Genomic DNA, 19,760 nt, shown 5'->3' with positions numbered 1-19,760 from the left:
TCAAGGGCGAGGATGACGACGGAGAGTAATTGCACCGCTGGTGCGCAATACCCGCCTATTACTCCGCAGCCGCCAGCAGCTTCTTTTCGCGGGCTGCGCGCAGGCGCTCGAAATCGTCGCCGGCATGGTGCGAGGAGCGGGTCAGCGGGCTGGAAGAAACCATCAGGAAGCCCTTGGTATAGGCAACCGTCTCGTAGGACTTGAACTCTTCCGGCGTCACGAAGGCCTCGACCTTGTGGTGCTTGCGGGTCGGCTGCAGATATTGGCCGATGGTCAGGAAGTCCACATCGGCGCTGCGCAGGTCGTCCATCAGCTGCAGCACTTCGTTGCGCTCTTCGCCGAGGCCGACCATGATGCCCGACTTGGTGAACATGGTGGGATCGAGTTCCTTCACCCGCTGCAGAAGGCGCACAGAGTGGAAATAGCGCGCACCGGGGCGAACCGTGAGGTAATTGCCCGGGACGGTTTCCATATTGTGGTTGAAGACATCGGGCTTGGCGGCGACGACCCGCTCCAGCGCGCCGGGCTTCTTCAGGAAGTCGGGGGTGAGGATTTCGATGGTCGTGTTGGGCGATGCCGCACGGATCGCCCAGATGACCTTCTCGAAATGTTCAGCGCCGCCATCGGCGAGATCGTCGCGGTCGACCGAGGTGATGACGACGTGAGAAAGGCCCATCTGCTTGACGGCCTTGGCGACGTTCTCGGGCTCGGCCATATCCAGCGGATTGGGCTTGCCGGTCGCGACATTGCAGAAAGCGCAGGCGCGGGTGCAGATTTCACCCATGATCATGAAGGTCGCGTGTTTCTTGTCCCAGCACTCGCCGATATTCGGACAGCCGGCTTCCTCGCACACCGTCACCAGCTTGTGCGAACGCACCAGTTCACGCGTCTCGTGATAGCCCTTGGATGTCGGCGCCTTGACGCGGATCCATTCCGGCTTGCGCATGACCTCGGTATCGGGCTTATGCGCCTTTTCCGGGTGGCGAATGCGCTTTTCGTCGGACGACGTCCTGTCGAGAATAGTGACCATTAAAAACCTGCTTCCATCGCCCCTGGCGACCTAAACATCTGTTGGTCCGATGCTTTAGAACAATTCCAGAAAAAGCGTAAGCCCCTTCCGGTCACGAAGCCTTTCAGCGCCGTACCAGCTTCGCCAGAAACAGCAAAAGGCTGGCGCCGATGAACGACGTGACGAAATAGCCGAGCCTGCTGTCCTGCACGAAAACATCGAAGGTTCGAAGCATCGCAACCGCAACCACCGAACCGACGATGCCGAGGATGATGTTCATGAAAATGCCGAAGCGCATATCCATGAGCTTGCCCGCAAGCCAGCCGGCGAGACCGCCGATGATGATCGCTGCAATCCAGCCTACACTTTCCATTCCCACGCTCCCTGAAAGAACCAGCCCCATTTAAGGAGCCTGCATCGAGACATATGGGACACCCGGCATGGTTAAACAATGCCGGGTATCACGGAGCACTTATGCGTTCAGAACACGCCCATAGGCGTCGAGCACGCTTTCCTTCATCGATTCCGAAATGGTCGGATGCGGGAAGATCGTATGCATCAGGTCTTCTTCAGTGGTCTCGAGGTTCATCGCAACAACGAAGCCCTGAATGAGTTCGGTGACTTCCGCACCGACCATATGAGCGCCGAGCAACTCACCCGTCTTCTTGTCGAAAATGGTCTTGACCATGCCCTGATCTTCGCCGAGCGCCACGGCCTTGCCGTTCGCCGCAAAGGAGAAGCGGCCGACGCGGATGTCGCGGCCCTGTTCCTTCGCCTTGGCTTCGGTGAGACCAACCGAGGCGACCTGCGGGTTGCAATAGGTGCAGCCGGGAATCTTGAGCTTGTCCATCGGGTGGACATTCGGCAGACCGGCGATCTTTTCGACGCAGATGACGGCCTCATGTTCGGCCTTGTGGGCAAGCAGCGGCGGGCCGGCAACATCGCCGATGGCATAGATACCAGGTACGTTGGTCTTGCCGTAACCGTCGATGACGATGAAACCGCGATCCGTCTTCACGCCCGCTGCCTCGAGGCCGATACCTTCGATATTGGCGACGACGCCGACGGCCGAAATCATGCGGTCAGCGGTGATCTTCTCGGAAGAACCGTCCTTCTTCTCGAGCGTCGCGGTGATGGAGTTCGCACCCTTCTCCACCTTGGAAACCTTGGTTTCGAGGTGGATTTTCATGCCCTGCTTTTCGAGCTGCTTCTTGGCGAAGGTGGAAATTTCCGCATCCTCGACCGGCATCACCTGGCTCATGATCTCGACGACGGTAACGTCGACGCCCATGGTGCGGTAGAAGCTGGCGAACTCGATGCCGATCGCGCCCGAACCCATGACGAGCAGCGACTTCGGCAGTTCTTCCGGCTTCATCGCCTCGAAATAGGTCCAGATCAGCTTGCCATCGGGCTCGATGCCGGGCAGAGCGCGCGGGCGGGCGCCTGTGGCGACGATGATGTGCTTGGCGGTATAGGTGCCCTCGCCCAGCGTGTTCTTCGGCACGGGACCCTGCGGCTGAACCACCGGCTTGGTGGACTTGCCGACGACGATTTCGCCCGGCTTGGTAATTTTCGCTTGACCCCAGATGATATCGACCTTGTTCTTCTTGAACAAAAAGCCGACGCCGTTGTTCATGCGCGCGGCAATGCCGCGCGAACGCGCGACGATCGCCTTCACGTCAGGCTTGATCGAGCCTTCGAGCGTCAGGCCGTAATCCTTGGCATGGGTGGCGGTGTGCATCACATCGGCGGTGCGCAGCAGGGCCTTGGTGGGAATGCAGCCCCAGTTGGAGCAGATGCCGGCCAGATGCTCGCGCTCGACCACGGCAACCTTCATGCCGAGCTGGGCTGCACGGATCGCGGCAATATAACCGCCCGGTCCCGAACCGATGATGATGACGTCATAAGATTGAGCCATAGGTGTCCTGCCTTGTCTTATCGGGTCACGGCATGCCGTTCCGAAACGAGAATTGTTGTCAAAGTCCGAGCATCATGCGAACGACGGGCTCCAGCCCGCGGCCGATGGCCCGCGTGTTTTCAGCATCGAGATGAACGCCGTCCACCGGCGTCGTGCGGGCAACCGACCCGGCGTCGAAAAATCCGCAATCGAGGTCGTCGGCAAGGTCCCGGTAAACCGAAGCCAGCATGGCCGATTCATCGATCGCATCGCGATAGATCGCCCCCATCACGGGGTTTGCCGTTTCGCAAAGCTGCGGCGGCGCGACGATCAGAACATCCGGCGCTTCCCAGTCAGCGACTTGCCAGACGTGATTGCGCGTGAGTTTCACCAATCGCTCGATACCCTTCATGGCGACAATGGCCGATCCGTGGATCGACGGTTTCATGTCGTTGGTGCCGAGCATGATGATGACGAGATCAAGCGGCGCATGGCTGTGCAGCAGCGTCGGCAGAAGCCTTGCGCCATTGCGATCACAATCGGCCGTCAGATCGTCATAGGCGGTAGTACGGCCACCAAGACCTTCGTGGATCACGTGCACGTCGGGACCGAGCGCCTTTTGCAAGACGCTCGGCCAAAGATCGTCATGGCTGTGCCGGCCACCCGTTTCCGCATCAGATCCCCATGTCAGGGAATCGCCAAAGCAGAGGACCGACTTCACCATCTCACTCTCCGATCAAACCAGCATGCCCATCGGGTTTTCAATGTAGCGTTTGAAGGCGCCGATCAGCTCGGCTCCGAGCGCGCCATCGACGCAACGGTGGTCGGTAGAGAGCGTAACCGTCATGACATTGGCGATCTTGATCTCGCCGTTCTTCACGACAGCACGCTCTTCGCCCGCGCCGACTGCCAGAATGGTGGCGTGCGGCGGGTTGATGACGGCGGAGAAGCTCTTGACGCCCATCATGCCCATGTTGGACACGGCCGTCGTGCCGCCCTGATACTCCTCGGGCTTCAGCTTGCGCTCCTTGGCGCGCTTGCCGTAGTCCTTCATCTCGTTGGAGATGGTGGAGAGCGACTTCTCTTCCGCCTTGCGGATGATCGGCGTGATCAGGCCACCCGGAATGGAAACGGCAACGCCGACATCCGAATGCTTGTGCTTGACCATGTTGCTTTCCGTCCAGGAGACGTTGGCATCAGGCACATCGCGCAGCGCGAGAGCCAGCGCCTTGATGACCATGTCGTTGACCGAAAGCTTGTAGGCGGGCTTGCCGTCCTTTTCGGGAGCGGCGGCGTTGAGCTGGGCGCGCAGCGCCAGAAGCGTATCGAGTTCGCAATCCACCGAAACGTAGAAATGCGGAACCGTCTGCTTGGATTCGACCAGACGCTTGGCGATGACCTTGCGCATGCCGTCATGCGGCACCAGCTCGTAAGAACCCTGTTCGAACAGCTTGAGAACGGCTTCGTCCGACTGGCCCTTGGCGAGGGCCGGAGCCGGTGCGCCTGCGGATGCAGCAGCAGACGGTGCGGCCTTCGCACCGCCGGAAGCGACGGCCTTTTCCACGTCGGTCTTGACGATACGGCCATGCGGGCCGGAACCGGAAACGGCCGAGAGGTCGAGACCGGCTTCCTTGGCAAGACGGCGGGCCAGCGGCGAAGCGAAGATGCGCTCGCCGGACTCTGCGACCGGAGCCGGTGTGGACGATGCGGCAGCCTGATCAGCCACGGGCTTTTCAGCCTTGGCCGGGGCAGATTCTTCCTTCGGCGATTCGGCCTTTGCAGCTTCCTGCTTCGGAGCCTCGGCCTCGGCGGGAGCGGCAGCGCCGCCCTTTGCCGCCTCGGCCACATCCTCGCCATCGGCGGCGAGGATGGCGATCAGGGCGTTGACCTTGACCGCTTCGGTGCCTGCCGGAACAACCAGCTTGGCGACCGTGCCTTCGTCAACGGCTTCCACTTCCATGGTCGCCTTGTCGGTCTCGATCTCGGCGATCACGTCACCGGGTGCGACCTTGTCGCCTTCCTTGACCAGCCACTTGGCCAGATTGCCCTCTTCCATCGTCGGAGAAAGGGCAGGCATGGTGATGTTTATCGGCATCGAAACGCCTCCCCTTACTTGTAGCAGACGGTTTTGACGGCCTGAACGACTTCATCGACGTTCGGCAGAGCCAGCTTTTCGAGGTTTGCCGCGTAAGGCATCGGAACATCCTTGCCGGCGATCGTCAGGATCGGCGCATCGAGATAATCGAAAGCGGCGCGCATGACCTGGTTGGCGATGAAGTCACCGACCGATGACTGCGGGAAACCTTCCTCGACCGTGACCAGACGACCGGTCTTCTTGACCGATTCGATGACGGTGGGCAGATCCATCGGGCGGATGGTGCGCAGATCGATCAGTTCGACGTCGATGCCGAGCTTTTCGAGTTCCGCAACCGCCTTGATCGCGTAGGTCATGCCGATGCCGAAGGACACGATGGTCGCATCCTTGCCCTTGCGATGAATGCGCGCCTTGCCGATCGGCAGCACGAAATCATCGAGCTTCGGAACTTCGAAGCTCTGGCCGTAGAGAATTTCATTTTCCAGGAAGATGACCGGGTTCGGATCGCGGATGGCTGCCTTCAGGAGACCCTTGGCGTCCGCTGCCGTGTAAGGCATGACGACCTTGAGACCCGGAATATGGCTGTACCAGGCGGCGTAACATTGCGAATGCTGAGCGCCAACGCGAGCGGCAGCACCCGAGGGGCCGCGGAACACCATCGGTGCACCCATCTGGCCACCCGACATGTAAAGCGTCTTCGCCGCCGAGTTGACGATCTGGTCGATCGCCTGCATGGCGAAGTTGAAAGTCATAAATTCGACGATGGGCCGCAGGCCCGTCATCGCTGCACCGACGCCGATACCGGCAAAACCGTGCTCGGTGATCGGGGTATCGATGACGCGACGCTCGCCGAATTCCTGCAGCAGGCCTTGGGTGATCTTGTAGGCGCCCTGATATTCGGCGACTTCTTCACCCATGACGAAAACTTTTTCGTCGGCGCGCATTTCTTCGGCCATGGCGTCGCGCAGCGCTTCACGCACGGTCGTCATCACCATTTCCGTGCCTGCCGGAATGTCCGGATCGGCAGCGACTTCAATCTTGGGTGCTGCCGGAACCTTTGCGGCTTCCTTGGCAGCGCTCGGCTCCTCGGTTGCTTCGCGGGTCTTGCCGCCAGCCGCATCCGAATCGGAATTTGCAGCTTCAGCCTTCGGCTCTTCTTTCTTGGCGGAAGAAGAAATGTCGTCGGCGCTTTCGCCGTCCTGGAGAAGCACGGCAATAGCCGTGTTGACCTTGACGCCTTCGGTGCCGGCATCGATCAGCAGCTTGCCGATGACGCCTTCATCCACGGCTTCCACTTCCATGGTCGCCTTGTCGGTCTCGATCTCGGCGATCACGTCGCCGGAGGTGACCTTGTCGCCTTCCTTTTTAAGCCATTTGGAAAGCGTGCCTTCCTCCATGGTCGGGGAAAGGGCGGGCATAAGAATTTCTACTGGCATGGGTTTCCCTTTCCCGATCAGAGCAGAATGTCGGTGTAGAGCTCGGATACATCCGGCTCTGGGTCGTTCTGGGCGAAGTCTGCGCTGTCGGCGACGATATCACGGACATCCTTGTCGATGGCCTTGAGTTCATCCTCGCTTGCCCAGCCCTGCTCCAGAAGCCGTGCCTTGACCTGCTCGATCGGGTCATGTTCGGAGCGCATCTTCTGCACTTCGTCTTTCGAACGGTATTTCGCCGGATCGGACATGGAGTGACCACGGTAACGGTAGGTCAGCATTTCCAGAATGATCGGACCCTTGCCGGAGCGGCAATGTTCCAGCGCCTGATCGGCGGCGGCCTTGACGGCGCGCACGTCCATGCCATCCACCTGAATGCCGGGGATGCCGAAGGACTGGCCGCGCAGCGAATAGTTCGACTGGGCGGTGGCGCGGGCGGTCGACGTGCCCATGGCGTAGCGGTTGTTTTCAACGATATAGATGATCGGCAGCTTCCAGAGAGCGGCCATGTTGAAGCTCTCGTAGACCTGACCCTGGTTGGCGGCGCCGTCACCGAAATAGGTCACGGAGACATTGTCGTTACCGCGATAGCGGTTGGCGAAAGCGAGACCGGTTCCGAGCGAAACCTGCGCACCGACGATGCCGTGGCCGCCGTAGAAATGCTTCTCCTTGGAGAACATGTGCATCGAGCCGCCCTTGCCTTTCGACAGGCCGCCCTTGCGTCCGGTCAACTCGGCCATGACGCCACGCGCGCTCATGCCGAGCGCCAGCATGTGGCCGTGGTCGCGGTAAGCGGTGATGACCTGATCGCCTTCCTTCTGCGACATCTGCATGCCGACAACGACAGCTTCCTGACCGATGTAGAGGTGACAGAAACCACCGATGAAGCCCATGCCGTAAAGCTGGCCGGCCTTTTCCTCGAAACGGCGGATCAAAAGCATTTCACGGTAGGCGTGAAGCTCTTCTTCCTTCGAAAAGTCCGGGCTGTTCTTACCGGTGAATTCGGTTGAAGCCTTTGCCGTTGTCTTTCGGCCGGATACGGACGCGGTTTTTCGCGGCGCCATTCATCCCTCCCTGAGTTGCCGTTTGAATGGATAGAGTGGCGCGTACCATATGCAAGAAAATGCCATGCAGCAATGCTTTAAACGCATGGCACATATTCACGCTAAGATGCTGTGAATAAATCACAAAAGATTAATTAACTTGATTTCGGTTAATTAGAAATAGGTGTTCATGATGACGATTTCGTCCGTGCGGGACATATTCAACTGGTAACGGGAAATCTCATCGATCATGTCCCGTTCCAGCGAGCCGTCGCTCAGCAATTCCACCTGCCGCTCCAGCGCAACACGGGCCTGCGTCAGCTTGGCAAGCTCTGCAGTACGGGTGATACGCTGCCGCTCCAGCCGCTCCGTCGCCTGAAGGCCGAAGTCGCCATGGATGGAATGATAGCCGAAATAGGAAAGAAAAGCGATCGTGATGGCCGGAACGATCAAACGGCCGAATCGTCTCTTTTTATGATGTCTGGTCCACATGCCGGAGAGAAGCCTTAAAACGCATAACCTTTGAGTCTCGAGATTAAGGCTGATTGTTTAACTATCCGTTGACCTTAAATTGTCTTTGGCTAATAGGCGCAAAAAAGCCCGCCGGAGGGCGGGCTAAGAATGGCAGCGACGTCAAAAGAACCCTCGTCATGCCGGACTTGATCCGGTATCCAGCCACAGCGCGTCTGCGCTGCGGGGAGAGTCTTTCGCGATCAAGGACTTGATCGCGCTGGACCCCGGATCGGGTCCGGGGTGACGGAATGCGGATGCTACCGCTCGCCCCTGAATGAGCCCGCCAAGGCGGCGGGCCGCATCACAACCAATACTGCCGGAATTAACCGCGCAGGATCGAACGGCCGGCGTAAGCCGCCTGCGGGCCCAGCATTTCTTCGATGCGGATCAGCTGGTTGTACTTTGCGAGCCGGTCCGAACGGGCAAGCGAGCCGGTCTTGATCTGACCGCAGTTGGTAGCGACTGCGAGATCGGCGATGGTAGAATCTTCCGTCTCACCCGAGCGGTGCGACATGACGGCGGTGTAACCGGCCTTATGCGCCGTCTCAACCGCATCCAGCGTCTCGGAGAGCGAACCGATCTGGTTGACCTTGACGAGAATGGAGTTGGCAACGCCCATCTTGATGCCGTCGCGAAGGCGTGCGGAATTGGTGACGAAGAGATCGTCGCCGACGAGCTGGCACTTGTTGCCAACGAGATCGGTCAGAGCCTTCCAGCCATCCCAGTCGTCTTCAGCCATGCCGTCTTCGACGGAGATGATCGGATACTTGGCGACGAGTTCGGCCAGATATTCGGCCTGCTCGATCGGCGAACGGGTCTTGCCTTCGCCTTCATAAACGTAGTTGCCGTTCTTGAAGAATTCGGTTGCGGCACAGTCGAGACCGATGAACATGTCGTCGCCCGGGCGGTAACCGGCCTTTTCGATCGACTTCATGATGAAATCGAGTGCTGCCGGCGCGCTTTCGAGACCCGGTGCGAAACCGCCCTCGTCGCCGACATTGGTGTTATGGCCCTGCGCGGCCAGTTCTTTCTTCAGCGTATGGAAGACTTCCGAACCCATGCGCACGGCTTCGCGGATGTTTTCTGCGCCGACCGGCAGGATCATGAATTCCTGGAAGTCGATCGGGTTGTCGGCATGCGCGCCGCCATTGATGATGTTCATCATCGGAACCGGCAGAAGATGTGCGTTGGGGCCGCCGACATAACGGTAAAGCGGCAGGCCGGAGGCTTCAGCGGCAGCCTTGGCAACAGCGAGCGACACGCCGAGGATAGCGTTGGCGCCGATGCGTGACTTGTTCGGCGTACCGTCAAGCGCAATCATCGTCTGGTCGATCTGGATCTGGTTTTCGGCATCGAAACCGCCGATGGCGTCGAAGATTTCGGTATTGACGGCTTCAACCGCTTTTTCCACGCCCTTGCCGAGATAACGCTTGCCGCCATCGCGCAGCTCAACCGCCTCATGCGCGCCGGTGGAGGCGCCGGACGGAACGGCAGCGCGGCCCATGGAGCCGTCTTCGAGATAAACGTCGACTTCAACGGTCGGATTGCCGCGGCTGTCGAGGATTTCGCGCGCGATGATATCGGTAATGGCAGTCATGGTCTCTCCCTTGGGAATGGAACAGATATTTTCCGTCGCCTGTCTTAGACGATGGCGAAGAAATTACAATGACGGCGGACGGCGGAAACGGCCCGCCCGCCATTAAAATCGATTGGCTCAAACGGCGCTCACCGCAGCGGCCAGCCCTCAGCCTTTCGTGATGGCGTCGAAAGCCAGAAGCTTTTCCAGCAGTTTCGGCATGTCCTTCAGGTGGACCATGTTGGGGCCGTCGGACGGTGCATTGTCCGGGTCCTCATGGGTCTCGATGAAGAGGCCGGCCACGCCGACCGCAACGGCCGCCCGCGCCAAAGTCTCGACGAATTCGCGCTGGCCGCCCGTCGAGCCACCCTGCCCGCCCGGCTGCTGCACCGAGTGGGTCGCGTCAAACACGACCGGCGCGCCAAGCGATGCCATGATCGGCAGCGAGCGCATGTCGGAAACCAGCGTGTTGTATCCGAAGGACGCACCGCGCTCGCACAGGAGTACATTCGGATTGCCGCTCTCATTGAGCTTGGCAAGCACGTTCTTCATGTCCCAGGGCGCCAGGAACTGGCCCTTCTTGACGTTGATGACGCGGCCGGTCCTGGCGGCGGCGACGAGAAGATCGGTCTGGCGGCTGAGAAAGGCCGGGATCTGCAGCACGTCCACCACTTCGGACACGATGGCGCATTGCTCTTCGGTGTGAATGTCGGTCAGAACCGGAAAGCCGAATTCCTTCTTGAGATCGGCGAAAACCTGCATCGCGCTCTCAAGGCCGATGCCGCGTTTGCCGGAAAGCGAGGTGCGGTTCGCCTTGTCGAAAGAGGATTTGTAGACAAGCCCTATTCCCAGCTTGTCGCAAAGCTCCTTCAGGACACCGGCGATCATGAAGGCATGGTCCCGGCTTTCCATCTGGCAGGGGCCGGCAATCAGCGAAAACCGCTCAGAATTGGAGAAGAAAACCTTGCTGGCGCCATCGCCGGCGGTGACTTTGAGATTGTTCGTAACGCTCATCATTTTTCCTCGAAGGCGAATGTTACGCCCTGACCGGGTGCCGCGGGCACCACCAGGCGGCCGCCCGCTTTTGCGCAGGACACGCCATTAGCAGCAAGCACCGCTTCTGTCACGGCAAGATCGTGTGACAGAAAGACGATGCCCGCGCCGCGCAATCCGCCGTCGCTCCAATCCGAAGCACTCACGGCATGCCCGCCGAAAGCCGGTTTTCCGGTCAATCTGATGTGCGCATTGCCGGTCACGAAAACCATATCACCATCCGGAGATATCGTGCCTTCACAGCCAAACACCGTTTCGATCAGGCGCGCCGCCTTTGCATCGCCGCCGGAAAACAGAACTATTTCGCTGAGGCCAGAGACCCCGTTGGCATGACGCTCCAGCGCCGTGCGGTCGCCCGGCAGGGCCTGTAGCCGCTGGCAACTGAACAAAAAGAAATCCGCAGCCGATCCGCTCGCCGCAAAAGCAAGCCGAAACGCCGCTTCACCCTGCGAACCGTCCGGCATCCGGAGAGGCCGCGAAAACTCGAAGACATCGCCTGCCGAGAGGCCTGAGATCGCAAACCTGTCATGATCGCCAAAGGCATCATCGGTTCGGGCCACGAGCGCCGAAAAACCCTCCTGTCTATCACGCTGCCGGAAGGCCTGATCCCTGCCGGTGAACACATCCCCCTTCTCCACCGAGGCATTATATTTAGCCGGATTAGAAATCGCGAGCGGTTCCAGATAGGTTCCGTCAGCGAAAAAAACACAGGCGTTCTGCGTGCCGAAGGGATGAAGAGCCTCCGGTGCAACCGTGAAACCGAGAGCGCCAACGCGCTTTTCAGCGATTCCGAGAGCCTGCACGGGCAGAACGAGATGATCGACGCTTGCGGGTTTCGTCATTATTTTTTCCTGCTGGCGGCGTAGTCAGTCCCAGGCCGCAATGGTTCGGACCGAAGAAAAGCACAAATGCGGGCAATGAGGCAAATCATCAAAACAACAGATAGCTGCTTCACGAAATTTTAGGGGATTGCAGAACACATATGGAACATATAGTGTTCGTTCTGTATTTGTTTCGCGACTTCCACTACGATTCTCAAGGGTGTTTTCCTCATGCTCACGCGCAAACAGCAGGAATTGCTTCTCTTCATTCATGAACGAATGAAAGAGTCCGGCGTGCCGCCCTCCTTCGATGAAATGAAGGACGCACTCGATCTTGCCTCGAAATCCGGCATCCACCGGCTGATCACCGCCCTCGAAGAGCGCGGATTTATTCGCCGGCTACCTAATAGGGCGAGGGCGCTGGAAGTCATCAAGCTGCCTGAGGCCTATACGCCCGGAGCAAGGCCGCAGCGCGGCTTTTCGCCGAGCGTCATCGAAGGCAGTCTCGGCAAACCGAAGGCGCCGGAACCCGCCCCTGCCCCCAAGGCGCCTGCCAATGATTTCGGCGGGGCTGTCACCGTGCCGGTCATGGGCCGCATCGCCGCCGGCGTGCCGATTTCCGCCATCCAGAACAACACCCATGATGTTGCCGTGCCGGTGGACATGTTGGGCACCGGCGAACATTACGCGCTTGAGGTCAAGGGCGATTCGATGATCGAGGCCGGCATTTTCGACGGCGATACCGTCATCATCCGCAACGGCAACACCGCCAATCCGGGCGATATCGTCGTGGCGCTGGTGGATGACGAGGAAGCAACACTGAAGCGCTTCCGCCGCAAGGGCGCATCCATCGCGCTGGAGGCAGCAAACCCAGCCTATGAAACCCGCATCTTCGGGCCGGACCGGGTTAAGATTCAGGGCAAGCTGGTTGGGCTGATCCGCCGCTATCATTGATCATAAGGGACCGGACGTGGTTCAGTTTTCAGCAGGCGTCATCGGAAGGTGACGTCTGTTGCATAAGTGTGAAGGCTGGTCCGGAGCAGGCCATGATTTTGCGGTAGGAAGCGATACTCTGCGACCTTCAGGATCGACGCCTTTTAGAAACTGATCCAATTTTCATACCGATATTTCCGTCTATATAGCGAAGCGATGCATGTGCCGTTGACCGCGATCAGCGCCAGAACTTCTGCCAAAGTTTTTGCAAGATTGAATTTTCGCCATCGCGTCACGTGACGAATTTCCGCCGTCTCCAAGTGGTGATATTGACGGGGTGCTGCCGTCCATGCCTGCGCCCTGCCATTCATCAATACGGCTTATGGGAGCCATGGATTATTTTCGATATTCCGTGGACGTCCGGCAGGTGTAGAAATGCGCGTCATATCCGGGAGATACGCCATGTACGATCTTTATGTAGCCAACAAGAACTATTCTTCCTGGTCGTTGCGGCCGTGGGTGTTGATGCGCACGCTTGGTATCGCCTTCGATGAAAAACTGGTTCCGTTCGGTGAAGGCGTGTCCTTTGCCTCGTTTTCACCAACCGGCAAGGTTCCCTGCCTCGTCGATGAAGGCTTCAAGGTATGGGAAACGCTTTCGATTGCGGAATATCTTGCCGAAAGACATCAGGGCGTCTGGGCAAGCGACAAGCAGGCAAGAGCCTGGTCACGCTCGGCGGCCAGTGAGATGCATGCGGGCTTCTCCTCGCTGCGTAATCTCTACCCCATGTCTGTCGGCATAAGGGTAAAGCCGAAAGGTGGCGATGCCGGACTTGCGGCCGATATCAAACGCATCGATGCGCTCTGGAGCGAAGGCCTTGCGAAATTTGGCGGACCATATCTCGCCGGCGCTAAATTCACGGCGGTCGACGCCTTCTTCTGCCCGGTCGCATTCCGGTTCCAGACCTACGGCGCGGATCTTTCGCCCGCAGCGAAGAGCTATTACGAAAGGCTGCTCGCCCTGCCCGCCATGCGTGAATGGTATGAGGCCGGTTTGAAGGAGACCTGGCGCGACACGGCGCATGAAGAGGAAATCGGCGGGATCGGCCAATTGACCGAGGATCTGCGCGCCAAGGCCTGATGAACCAAGCTGGCGGCTCATTCTGACGCCGCCAGCAGCCTGTTGACGGCGTCCGGCACCTCGTGATCAAAACGGCCGCTTTTCCAGTCGTAATAACGATGTTCGCTCCACGGCCTGTCCGTTCCGGAGATTGCGGCGCGCAGCCGCCCCACCACCCCTGCCTGGTCCATATTGGCAAAGTCTATTTCCAACGAGCCGATACGTCGCAGTATGTTGCGATTGAGCAGGAGCGCGCCGGAACGGCACTGTGAGAAAGAGGTTCTGCGGGAAACAACAACGATATCGGCGATATCGCAGGCTGTTCCGGCAAAGCGGCCGTCTTCCAGAACGATGATCCACTCGCCGCTGCCGGCGCGCGCTGCGCACCACACGCCTTTCCTGCAGGTAAAAACACCAGTCTCGGCATCTCTCAGTGCAACGGTCATCTCCCTTGTCACCGCCGCGACCTCTTTAGGCGCCAGCTTCGTTTTGGGGCCCAAGACGGCATTGCTCACGATTGCCTCCGCCGCCAGAACGACCGGTGGCACGGGTTTTTCCGGCAGCAACAGCGCTCTCTGCCACTGGCCATAAACAAAGTCCGGTGGCCGCGCTTTGGTCGTGAAGACCTTGCCATCCTCCACCATCGCCACCAGCTCGCCGTCCTCGTGCACCAGCAAATCCGGCGGATCGCGGGAGGTTGTTGCCGCCGACAGGGCGAAAGCGAAAAGCAGAACCGGGATACCGAGAAGGGCCAGCCGGCTGCGCAACAAAGTCAGCAACAGGAAACCCAGCGAGGCAATACCGATGAACCAGCCATGCGGGCGGCCCGTCGCCGCGCTGCCGTCCCACGACGCCACCTCATTGGCAACCTCGATGACGAGAGCCATACCATACCCCATTATCTTCAGGAACGGCGCATCGAGCCCGAAGGGCATCAGCAGCATGGCGAGAAGGCCGAATGGCATGACGATCAAAGACATGAGCGGCATGGCAGCCAGATTGGCGAAAAGTCCATAGGTGGTGACACGGTGAAAATGTTCAGCCGAATAGATCGCCGTCGAAAGGCCGCCGATAAGGGACGTCGTGACAACACCGCCGATGACCGCGCCCACCGTTCCCGCCACCGTCATCCATGCAGGTTTGCGCCCGATGAACAGACGGTCGCGATCAATGCGCCAGCGGCTCCAGGCGGCATAGGCAGAAACAAGCGCTATGGTGGCTGCAAATGACATCTGGAAACTCGGCCCCATGATTTCCGATGGCGAGAAAGCCAGAATGACCAGAGCGGAAAGGGCAACATTTCTCAGGCTGAGAGACGGCTGGTCGAAAAGAACTGCGATCAGCATCACCGACATCATCAACCATGCGCGTTCGGCGGAGACGGCAAAACCGGAAATGAGGTAATAGGCGAGTGTCATCAGCAGTGCTGCAAAGGCCGCGATCTTCTTGACCGGCCAGCGCTGTGCAAAGCCCGGAAACAGGCTGAAGGCCAATCTCAGGCCAACGAAGAAAATGCCTGACGCCAGCGCCATGTTGAGCCCGGATATCGCAACGATATGGGCAAGGCCGGAGAGCCGCAGCGCCTCCATCGTCTCCGCCGATATTGCCTGTCTCTCATCGGTGACGATGGAGGCGGCGAAGGCGCCGGCATCATCGCCGATGGTTAAGCGTATGCGCTCGGCAATCGCGCTGCGAAGTCCGTAAAGCCACATATCGGCCCGTTCGAGCCAGCCAGTTTCGGCCTTGACGTCACCCGCGAGTGGCGGAAGCGTTTGTGGCGGTTTGTAGAAGAAACCGGTCGCCCCTACTCCTTTGAAATAGGAGGCGAAGGCGAAGTCGTTCAGTCCCGGCAAGGCCGGGCCGGATGGCGGCGAAAGGCGCACCTTGCCGCGAATGGTGGCGCCAAGTGCCGCCGGTTGCCCGCCGCCGCGTGAAAGCACCGAAATCGTCTGTGGCGGACGTGACAATGTCGGCGCTTCCGTCGCCGTCAGCCGAACCACATATCGCCAGGAGCCGCGCGCATCAACCTCCCGGCGCGCAACCGTACCGGTGATGGTGGTGGTGACGGGCGTGTCCAGCACCACCGTTCCCGCCCGCCGGGTCTCAAAATCGGCCAGAAGCATGCCGAGCAAAACAAAAGCGAAAAGGCTGCAGGCCACCGACATGAAGCCAGGTGTATATCTGACGATGAGCGCCAGGCCTGCGACAAGCACAAAAGCGAAAGCCAGAACCAGCGACGACGGCGCGGCATCGAGAGAAAACCACAGGACAGCGCCACAGCCGATAAAGACGGGAATGAAAAGAAAATCGTGGCCGAAAGCGCGCTCTTCAGCCACCCATGCGGCTATTTTTTCCGTGACGGTATGTTTGAGATTTCGGGCAGGAACGATGGCGGGCGTACCGTATGTCGTGGCATCGCTTGTCCGGCGAAGAGGAAACAGAATATCGCGCGTGCCGGGCAAGCCGCCCTGCAACGTTTCGGCATATCCGAAATGCTGTTTTTCCCCTTGACCAAGCAATCTGCGCCGCCCCTTGCCGCACTGGAAACAGGTTTGCAGGCAGGCGCGAGGGATTGCAATCCTTTCCTTTAACGGTGCGTTGACCGAGATTGAATTGCTATCGCCGGGAAAGCCCGGAGCAACCCGATTGCGTTTGCCGCAATGCACAATTTGACCTTCGGATAGCTTGGCATCTGCGCAAGGATCATATAGCTAATCGGTAGACGCTTAACCGCGGGGCGTGTCTCAACGCCCCCACCCGCATGTTTTCGGAGGATCAGTATGACGGAAAAAAGCGCTACAGTGACACTTGGCGAAAAACAGGTCGAACTCCCGGTCAGGGAAGGCACGATTGGACCAAGCGTCGTCGATATCGCCACGCTGTACAAGCACACGGGCTCTTTCACTTATGACCCGGGTTTCACGTCGACGGCCTCCTGCGAATCCAAGATCACCTATATCGATGGTGACGAGGGCGTTCTCCTGCATCGTGGCTTCCCCATCGAGCAGCTCGCCGAACAGGGCGACTTCCTGGAAACCTGCTATTTGCTGCTTTACGGCGAACTGCCGACCGCGGCTCAGAAGAAGGACTTCGACACCCGCGTCACGCGCCACACCATGGTGCATGAACAGATGAGCCGCTTCTTCACCGGATATCGCCGCGACGCGCATCCGATGGCCGTCATGTGCGGCACGGTCGGCGCTCTCTCGGCCTTCTATCACGACTCGACCGACATTACCGATCCGCACCAGCGCATGGTCGCTTCCCTGCGCATGATCGCGAAAATGCCGACGATCGCCGCCATGGCCTACAAGTATCATATCGGCCAGCCCTTCGTTTACCCGAAGAACGATCTCGATTACGCCTCCAACTTCCTGCACATGTGCTTTGCCGTGCCTTGCGAGGAATACAAGGTCGATCCGGTTCTGGCACGCGCCATGGACCGCATCTTCATCCTGCATGCCGATCACGAGCAGAATGCGTCCACCTCCACGGTGCGTCTTGCAGGTTCGTCGGGTGCAAACCCCTTCGCCTGTATTGCAGCGGGCATTGCCTGCCTTTGGGGTCCCGCACATGGCGGCGCCAACGAAGCGGCACTCAACATGCTCAACGAAATCGGCACGGTTGATCGTATTCCCGAATACATCGCCCGCGCCAAGGACAAGAACGATCCGTTCCGCCTGATGGGCTTTGGCCACCGCGTCTACAAGAACTACGACCCGCGCGCCAAGATCATGCAGAAGACGATGTACGAAGTGCTGGAAGCCACCGGCAATTCCGACGATCCGATCATGCAGGTCGCGCTGGAACTGGAAAAGATCGCCCTTTCCGATCCTTATTTCGTCGAAAAGAAGCTTTACCCGAACGTCGACTTCTATTCGGGTATCACGCTGAAGGCTCTCGGCTTCCCCACGACCATGTTCACCGTGCTGTTCGCGCTTGCGCGCACCGTCGGCTGGATCGCGCAGTGGAACGAAATGATCGAAGACCCGCAGCAGCGCATCGGTCGTCCGCGTCAGCTCTACACGGGCGCCGGCAAGCGCGATTACGTTCCGGTTTCCAAGCGTTAAGCCGGGAAATCGTCCAATATCAAAAGGCCGGCGGGGTTTATCCGCCGGCCTTTTTTATTGGATACGACCATCGAGAAGAAGCAGCACCCTGCCCGGCCCGACGTCCAGTAGGAGCCAGACAAGATCGCTGCCGGCTCAGCCTTGCTGTCTGCGGCTGTTCAGAACATCGAGAAGGATAAGGGCGCCGGTTTCGCCCGGGGGCACATCGGTGCGCAGGCGTTCCTGTACCAGGGCATAACCTTCCAGCATCGCCCGACGCTCGGTGGTGTCGGATGAGAGCCGCTCGGCCCAGCGCAGCATCGACCCTGCCCGTACCACCTCATTGAAATATTCCGGCACGACGACATAGTCGGCAATCAGGTTCGGAAGCGCGCCCGTCCAGGTTTTCACCCGCTTGCTCAGCATCGTGAAAATCCAGTCGGTCTTGTAAACCGAGATGGTTGGCACGCCGGCGAGCGCGAGTTCGAGAATAACGGTGCCGGAGGCCGCAATCGCCGCGTCGGCAGCAGCGAAAGCATTCCATTTAAAAGCGGGATCAATGCCGATTTCTGGCCGGATCTCCTGCGGCCATGCCGCCGCCAATTCGCGGATGCGGGCCTCCTGCCGCGGCACGGTGGGCAACAGAAACCTCGTCGGGCCGTTGCGCTCGACATAGGCTTTTGCAGCCTCCTGAAACGGCTCCATCAGCCGCGTCGTTTCCGTGGAGCGCGACCCCGGCAGGAGAAGAATGGTTTTCGGTTCGCCATTGGCGGGAAGCGGCCGCTCCACCCGTCTCTGCCGCACGGAGAGCACATCGTGATCAACACTCAGACGATGGCCGACAAAGGTTGTTGGCGGGCCGCCGAGACGCCGCATCGCCTCCGGCTCGAAGGGTAGCAGGGCGAGAACGTGATCGACATAGGACAACATCGCGGTGGCGCGATATTCCTTCCACGCCCACACGCTCGGGCAGACATAATTGACGACCGGCAGATGCGGCAATTGTTTGCGGACTTTTTTCGCGACGCGATGGGTGAAATCCGGGCTGTCGATAATCAGCAGGACATCCGGCCTTGCGGCAATGATTGCCTGCGCAGTTTGGTTGATCCGCGAAATGAGCTTCGGCAGTTTCTTGAGGACCTGCGTAAACCCCATGATGGAAAGCTCGGAATAATCAAACAGCGAGACCAGACCTTGCACTTCCAGCGCCTCGCCGCCGACGCCGATCAGCTCGATGGATCCATCATACCGGGCTTTCAGGGAACGGATCAGGTCCGCGCCCAGAAGATCACCGGAGACCTCGCCGGCTATGACCGCCACTTTCAACGTTGCCGTCATCCTGCCATGTCTCCGCCTACCATGTCTTCACCCAGTGACGTATCGATACCGCAGACGAATATGCCCGCCTGATCGGCGGCTTTCAACATCTCTTCGCGGTCGAGCACCAGCGCCCGTCCAGCTTCGACAGCGATGCCCGCCAGCCCGGCTTTCTGCGCATTCTCCACCGTTTCGATACCGATGGTCGGCAGGTCGGCGCGGATATCCTGCTGTGGCTTGCAGAGCTTGACCAGCACGCCCCTGCGGCGGGGCGAGATGCGGCCCTCGGCGCGCAGCGCTGCAACACGCGCGAGCATCGCGTCGGTTCCCTCAACGCCTTCCAGCGCCACGATGCGGCCACCGACGGAGACAGCACCCTGCCCGACATCAAGCGTGCCAAGCGCAAGTGCCGCCTGAGCCGCCTTGCGTATGTCGCGCAGATCATCCTCAGCCGGTTTCTGCGCACCAAAAGCACCGATCGTGGCAAGCAGGCCGGGGGCGATCTCATGGGCGCCTATGACCTTTGCGCCGAGCGTGCCGATGACCTGGATGACCATCTGCAGAACAGCGTCATCTCCGCCCGAAAGCAGGGTCCGCACGATGGATGGCAATTTCAGCACGATGCCGACCGTGGGGCGAATTTCACGCCATTCCGGACGCCGCGCAACGGCGCCGGAAAGCACGACGCGGTCTACCTGGTTGTCACGCAGCAGACGACCAAGCCCGGCAACATCGCCGACACTGATCACGGCATTGTCGAAACCCGTCCAGTCGAAGCGGGAATCATCGCGCAACCGCACAATGAAGGGGTTTTCGCCCATCTCGCGCGCGGCAGCTGCCACATAGAGCGGCAGCTGGCCGCTGCCGGCCACGATGGCGAGACGCCCGCCGCCAGTCACTGC

Annotated in this window: 17 protein-coding genes; 3 read left to right on the top strand and 14 right to left on the bottom strand. The window is 59.6% G+C overall.

The genetic code is table 11. The annotated features are described in order from the left end of the window. Nucleotides 1-58 precede the first annotated feature (58 nt). The 11 genes from lipA to JZY08_RS05620 form a co-directional block, all read right to left on the bottom strand. On the bottom strand, nucleotides 59-1,030 hold the full coding sequence (gene lipA, locus JZY08_RS05670; RefSeq protein WP_035217452.1) for a lipoyl synthase: 972 nt from the start codon (nucleotides 1,028-1,030) through the stop codon (nucleotides 59-61). A 103-nt stretch (nucleotides 1,031-1,133) separates the two neighbouring features. After that, nucleotides 1,134-1,382: a GlsB/YeaQ/YmgE family stress response membrane protein gene (locus JZY08_RS05665; RefSeq protein ID WP_035217455.1), complete on the bottom strand. Its 249-nt coding sequence runs from the start codon at nucleotides 1,380-1,382 to the stop codon at nucleotides 1,134-1,136. A gap of 99 nt (nucleotides 1,383-1,481) precedes the next feature. Beyond that, nucleotides 1,482-2,927, bottom strand: a complete 1,446-nt coding sequence (gene lpdA / locus JZY08_RS05660) for a dihydrolipoyl dehydrogenase (protein ID WP_216331274.1) — start codon at nucleotides 2,925-2,927, stop codon at nucleotides 1,482-1,484. A gap of 58 nt (nucleotides 2,928-2,985) precedes the next feature. Beyond that, the gene (locus JZY08_RS05655; protein ID WP_020012452.1) at nucleotides 2,986-3,630 is read right to left on the bottom strand and encodes an SGNH/GDSL hydrolase family protein; all 645 of its coding nucleotides are present in this window, start codon (nucleotides 3,628-3,630) and stop codon (nucleotides 2,986-2,988) included. A 12-nt stretch (nucleotides 3,631-3,642) separates the two neighbouring features. Continuing rightward, the gene (locus tag JZY08_RS05650) at nucleotides 3,643-5,001 is read right to left on the bottom strand and encodes a pyruvate dehydrogenase complex dihydrolipoamide acetyltransferase (RefSeq protein WP_216331272.1); all 1,359 of its coding nucleotides are present in this window, start codon (nucleotides 4,999-5,001) and stop codon (nucleotides 3,643-3,645) included. A gap of 14 nt (nucleotides 5,002-5,015) precedes the next feature. Continuing rightward, nucleotides 5,016-6,437 (bottom strand): pyruvate dehydrogenase complex E1 component subunit beta, encoded by a 1,422-nt coding sequence (locus JZY08_RS05645; protein ID WP_035217464.1) that lies wholly within the window; start codon nucleotides 6,435-6,437, stop codon nucleotides 5,016-5,018. A 17-nt stretch (nucleotides 6,438-6,454) separates the two neighbouring features. Continuing rightward, the gene (pdhA, locus tag JZY08_RS05640) at nucleotides 6,455-7,498 is read right to left on the bottom strand and encodes a pyruvate dehydrogenase (acetyl-transferring) E1 component subunit alpha (RefSeq protein WP_003496181.1); all 1,044 of its coding nucleotides are present in this window, start codon (nucleotides 7,496-7,498) and stop codon (nucleotides 6,455-6,457) included. A gap of 153 nt (nucleotides 7,499-7,651) precedes the next feature. Further along, nucleotides 7,652-7,969, bottom strand: coding sequence for a septum formation initiator family protein (locus JZY08_RS05635; protein WP_004441601.1), 318 nt, complete (start codon nucleotides 7,967-7,969; stop codon nucleotides 7,652-7,654). 343 nt (nucleotides 7,970-8,312) lie between these two features. Continuing rightward, on the bottom strand, nucleotides 8,313-9,587 hold the full coding sequence (eno, locus tag JZY08_RS05630) for a phosphopyruvate hydratase (protein ID WP_137037516.1): 1,275 nt from the start codon (nucleotides 9,585-9,587) through the stop codon (nucleotides 8,313-8,315). Nucleotides 9,588-9,734: 147 nt separating this feature from the next. Beyond that, nucleotides 9,735-10,580, bottom strand: a complete 846-nt coding sequence (gene kdsA / locus JZY08_RS05625) for a 3-deoxy-8-phosphooctulonate synthase (RefSeq protein WP_216331270.1) — start codon at nucleotides 10,578-10,580, stop codon at nucleotides 9,735-9,737. Continuing rightward, nucleotides 10,580-11,461: a VOC family protein gene (locus JZY08_RS05620; protein ID WP_216331269.1), complete on the bottom strand. Its 882-nt coding sequence runs from the start codon at nucleotides 11,459-11,461 to the stop codon at nucleotides 10,580-10,582. Before JZY08_RS05620 ends, kdsA begins: the two co-directional genes overlap by 1 nt. Nucleotides 11,462-11,671: 210 nt before the next feature. Between JZY08_RS05620 and lexA the strand changes: the two genes are divergently transcribed. After that, nucleotides 11,672-12,394, top strand: coding sequence for a transcriptional repressor LexA (gene lexA / locus JZY08_RS05615; RefSeq protein ID WP_082184195.1), 723 nt, complete (start codon nucleotides 11,672-11,674; stop codon nucleotides 12,392-12,394). 441 nt (nucleotides 12,395-12,835) lie between these two features. Continuing rightward, nucleotides 12,836-13,513 (top strand): glutathione S-transferase family protein, encoded by a 678-nt coding sequence (locus JZY08_RS05610; RefSeq protein ID WP_216331268.1) that lies wholly within the window; start codon nucleotides 12,836-12,838, stop codon nucleotides 13,511-13,513. Between the two features lie 17 nt (nucleotides 13,514-13,530). Here the strand turns inward: JZY08_RS05610 and JZY08_RS05605 are convergent, their stop codons facing one another. Beyond that, nucleotides 13,531-16,011 carry a ComEC/Rec2 family competence protein gene (locus JZY08_RS05605; protein WP_253204051.1) on the bottom strand — a complete coding sequence of 827 codons (2,481 nt, stop codon included), beginning with the start codon at nucleotides 16,009-16,011 and terminating at the stop codon, nucleotides 13,531-13,533. A gap of 261 nt (nucleotides 16,012-16,272) precedes the next feature. Here JZY08_RS05605 and gltA point away from each other — a divergent pair, with 261 nt between their 5' ends. Further along, on the top strand, nucleotides 16,273-17,562 hold the full coding sequence (gene gltA, locus JZY08_RS05600) for a citrate synthase (RefSeq protein ID WP_003496202.1): 1,290 nt from the start codon (nucleotides 16,273-16,275) through the stop codon (nucleotides 17,560-17,562). 135 nt (nucleotides 17,563-17,697) lie between these two features. Here the strand turns inward: gltA and lpxB are convergent, their stop codons facing one another. Together lpxB and JZY08_RS05590 are read right to left on the bottom strand one after the other, a co-directional pair. Next, nucleotides 17,698-18,879: a lipid-A-disaccharide synthase gene (gene lpxB, locus JZY08_RS05595; RefSeq protein ID WP_216331267.1), complete on the bottom strand. Its 1,182-nt coding sequence runs from the start codon at nucleotides 18,877-18,879 to the stop codon at nucleotides 17,698-17,700. Then, entirely contained in the window at nucleotides 18,876-19,757 is an 882-nt protein-coding gene (locus JZY08_RS05590) for an LpxI family protein (RefSeq protein ID WP_164056179.1), read from the bottom strand. The genes lpxB and JZY08_RS05590 overlap by 4 nt, the downstream gene beginning before the upstream one ends. Nucleotides 19,758-19,760 lie beyond the last annotated feature (3 nt).

This window comes from Rhizobium sp. X9 (assembly GCF_018873185.1).
GTDB lineage: Bacteria > Pseudomonadota > Alphaproteobacteria > Rhizobiales > Rhizobiaceae > Agrobacterium > Agrobacterium oryzihabitans.
Note: the sequence above shows the minus strand (reverse complement) of the source record. Positions and strands in the feature narration are given on the sequence as shown.

Bases quoted from the DNA above. Each gene is read 5' to 3' on its own strand.
- lipA (WP_035217452.1), bottom strand. From the start codon at position 1,030: ATGGTCACTATTCTCGACAGGACGTCGTCCGACGAAAAGCGCATTCGC.
- JZY08_RS05665 (WP_035217455.1), bottom strand. From the start codon at position 1,382: ATGGAAAGTGTAGGCTGGATTGCAGCGATCATCATCGGCGGTCTCGCC.
- lpdA (WP_216331274.1), bottom strand. From the start codon at position 2,927: ATGGCTCAATCTTATGACGTCATCATCATCGGTTCGGGACCGGGCGGT.
- JZY08_RS05655 (WP_020012452.1), bottom strand. From the start codon at position 3,630: ATGGTGAAGTCGGTCCTCTGCTTTGGCGATTCCCTGACATGGGGATCT.
- JZY08_RS05650 (WP_216331272.1), bottom strand. From the start codon at position 5,001: ATGCCGATAAACATCACCATGCCTGCCCTTTCTCCGACGATGGAAGAG.
- JZY08_RS05645 (WP_035217464.1), bottom strand. From the start codon at position 6,437: ATGCCAGTAGAAATTCTTATGCCCGCCCTTTCCCCGACCATGGAGGAA.
- pdhA (WP_003496181.1), bottom strand. From the start codon at position 7,498: ATGGCGCCGCGAAAAACCGCGTCCGTATCCGGCCGAAAGACAACGGCA.
- JZY08_RS05635 (WP_004441601.1), bottom strand. From the start codon at position 7,969: ATGTGGACCAGACATCATAAAAAGAGACGATTCGGCCGTTTGATCGTT.
- eno (WP_137037516.1), bottom strand. From the start codon at position 9,587: ATGACTGCCATTACCGATATCATCGCGCGCGAAATCCTCGACAGCCGC.
- kdsA (WP_216331270.1), bottom strand. From the start codon at position 10,580: ATGAGCGTTACGAACAATCTCAAAGTCACCGCCGGCGATGGCGCCAGC.
- JZY08_RS05620 (WP_216331269.1), bottom strand. From the start codon at position 11,461: ATGACGAAACCCGCAAGCGTCGATCATCTCGTTCTGCCCGTGCAGGCT.
- lexA (WP_082184195.1), top strand. From the start codon at position 11,672: ATGCTCACGCGCAAACAGCAGGAATTGCTTCTCTTCATTCATGAACGA.
- JZY08_RS05610 (WP_216331268.1), top strand. From the start codon at position 12,836: ATGTACGATCTTTATGTAGCCAACAAGAACTATTCTTCCTGGTCGTTG.
- gltA (WP_003496202.1), top strand. From the start codon at position 16,273: ATGACGGAAAAAAGCGCTACAGTGACACTTGGCGAAAAACAGGTCGAA.
- lpxB (WP_216331267.1), bottom strand. From the start codon at position 18,879: ATGACGGCAACGTTGAAAGTGGCGGTCATAGCCGGCGAGGTCTCCGGT.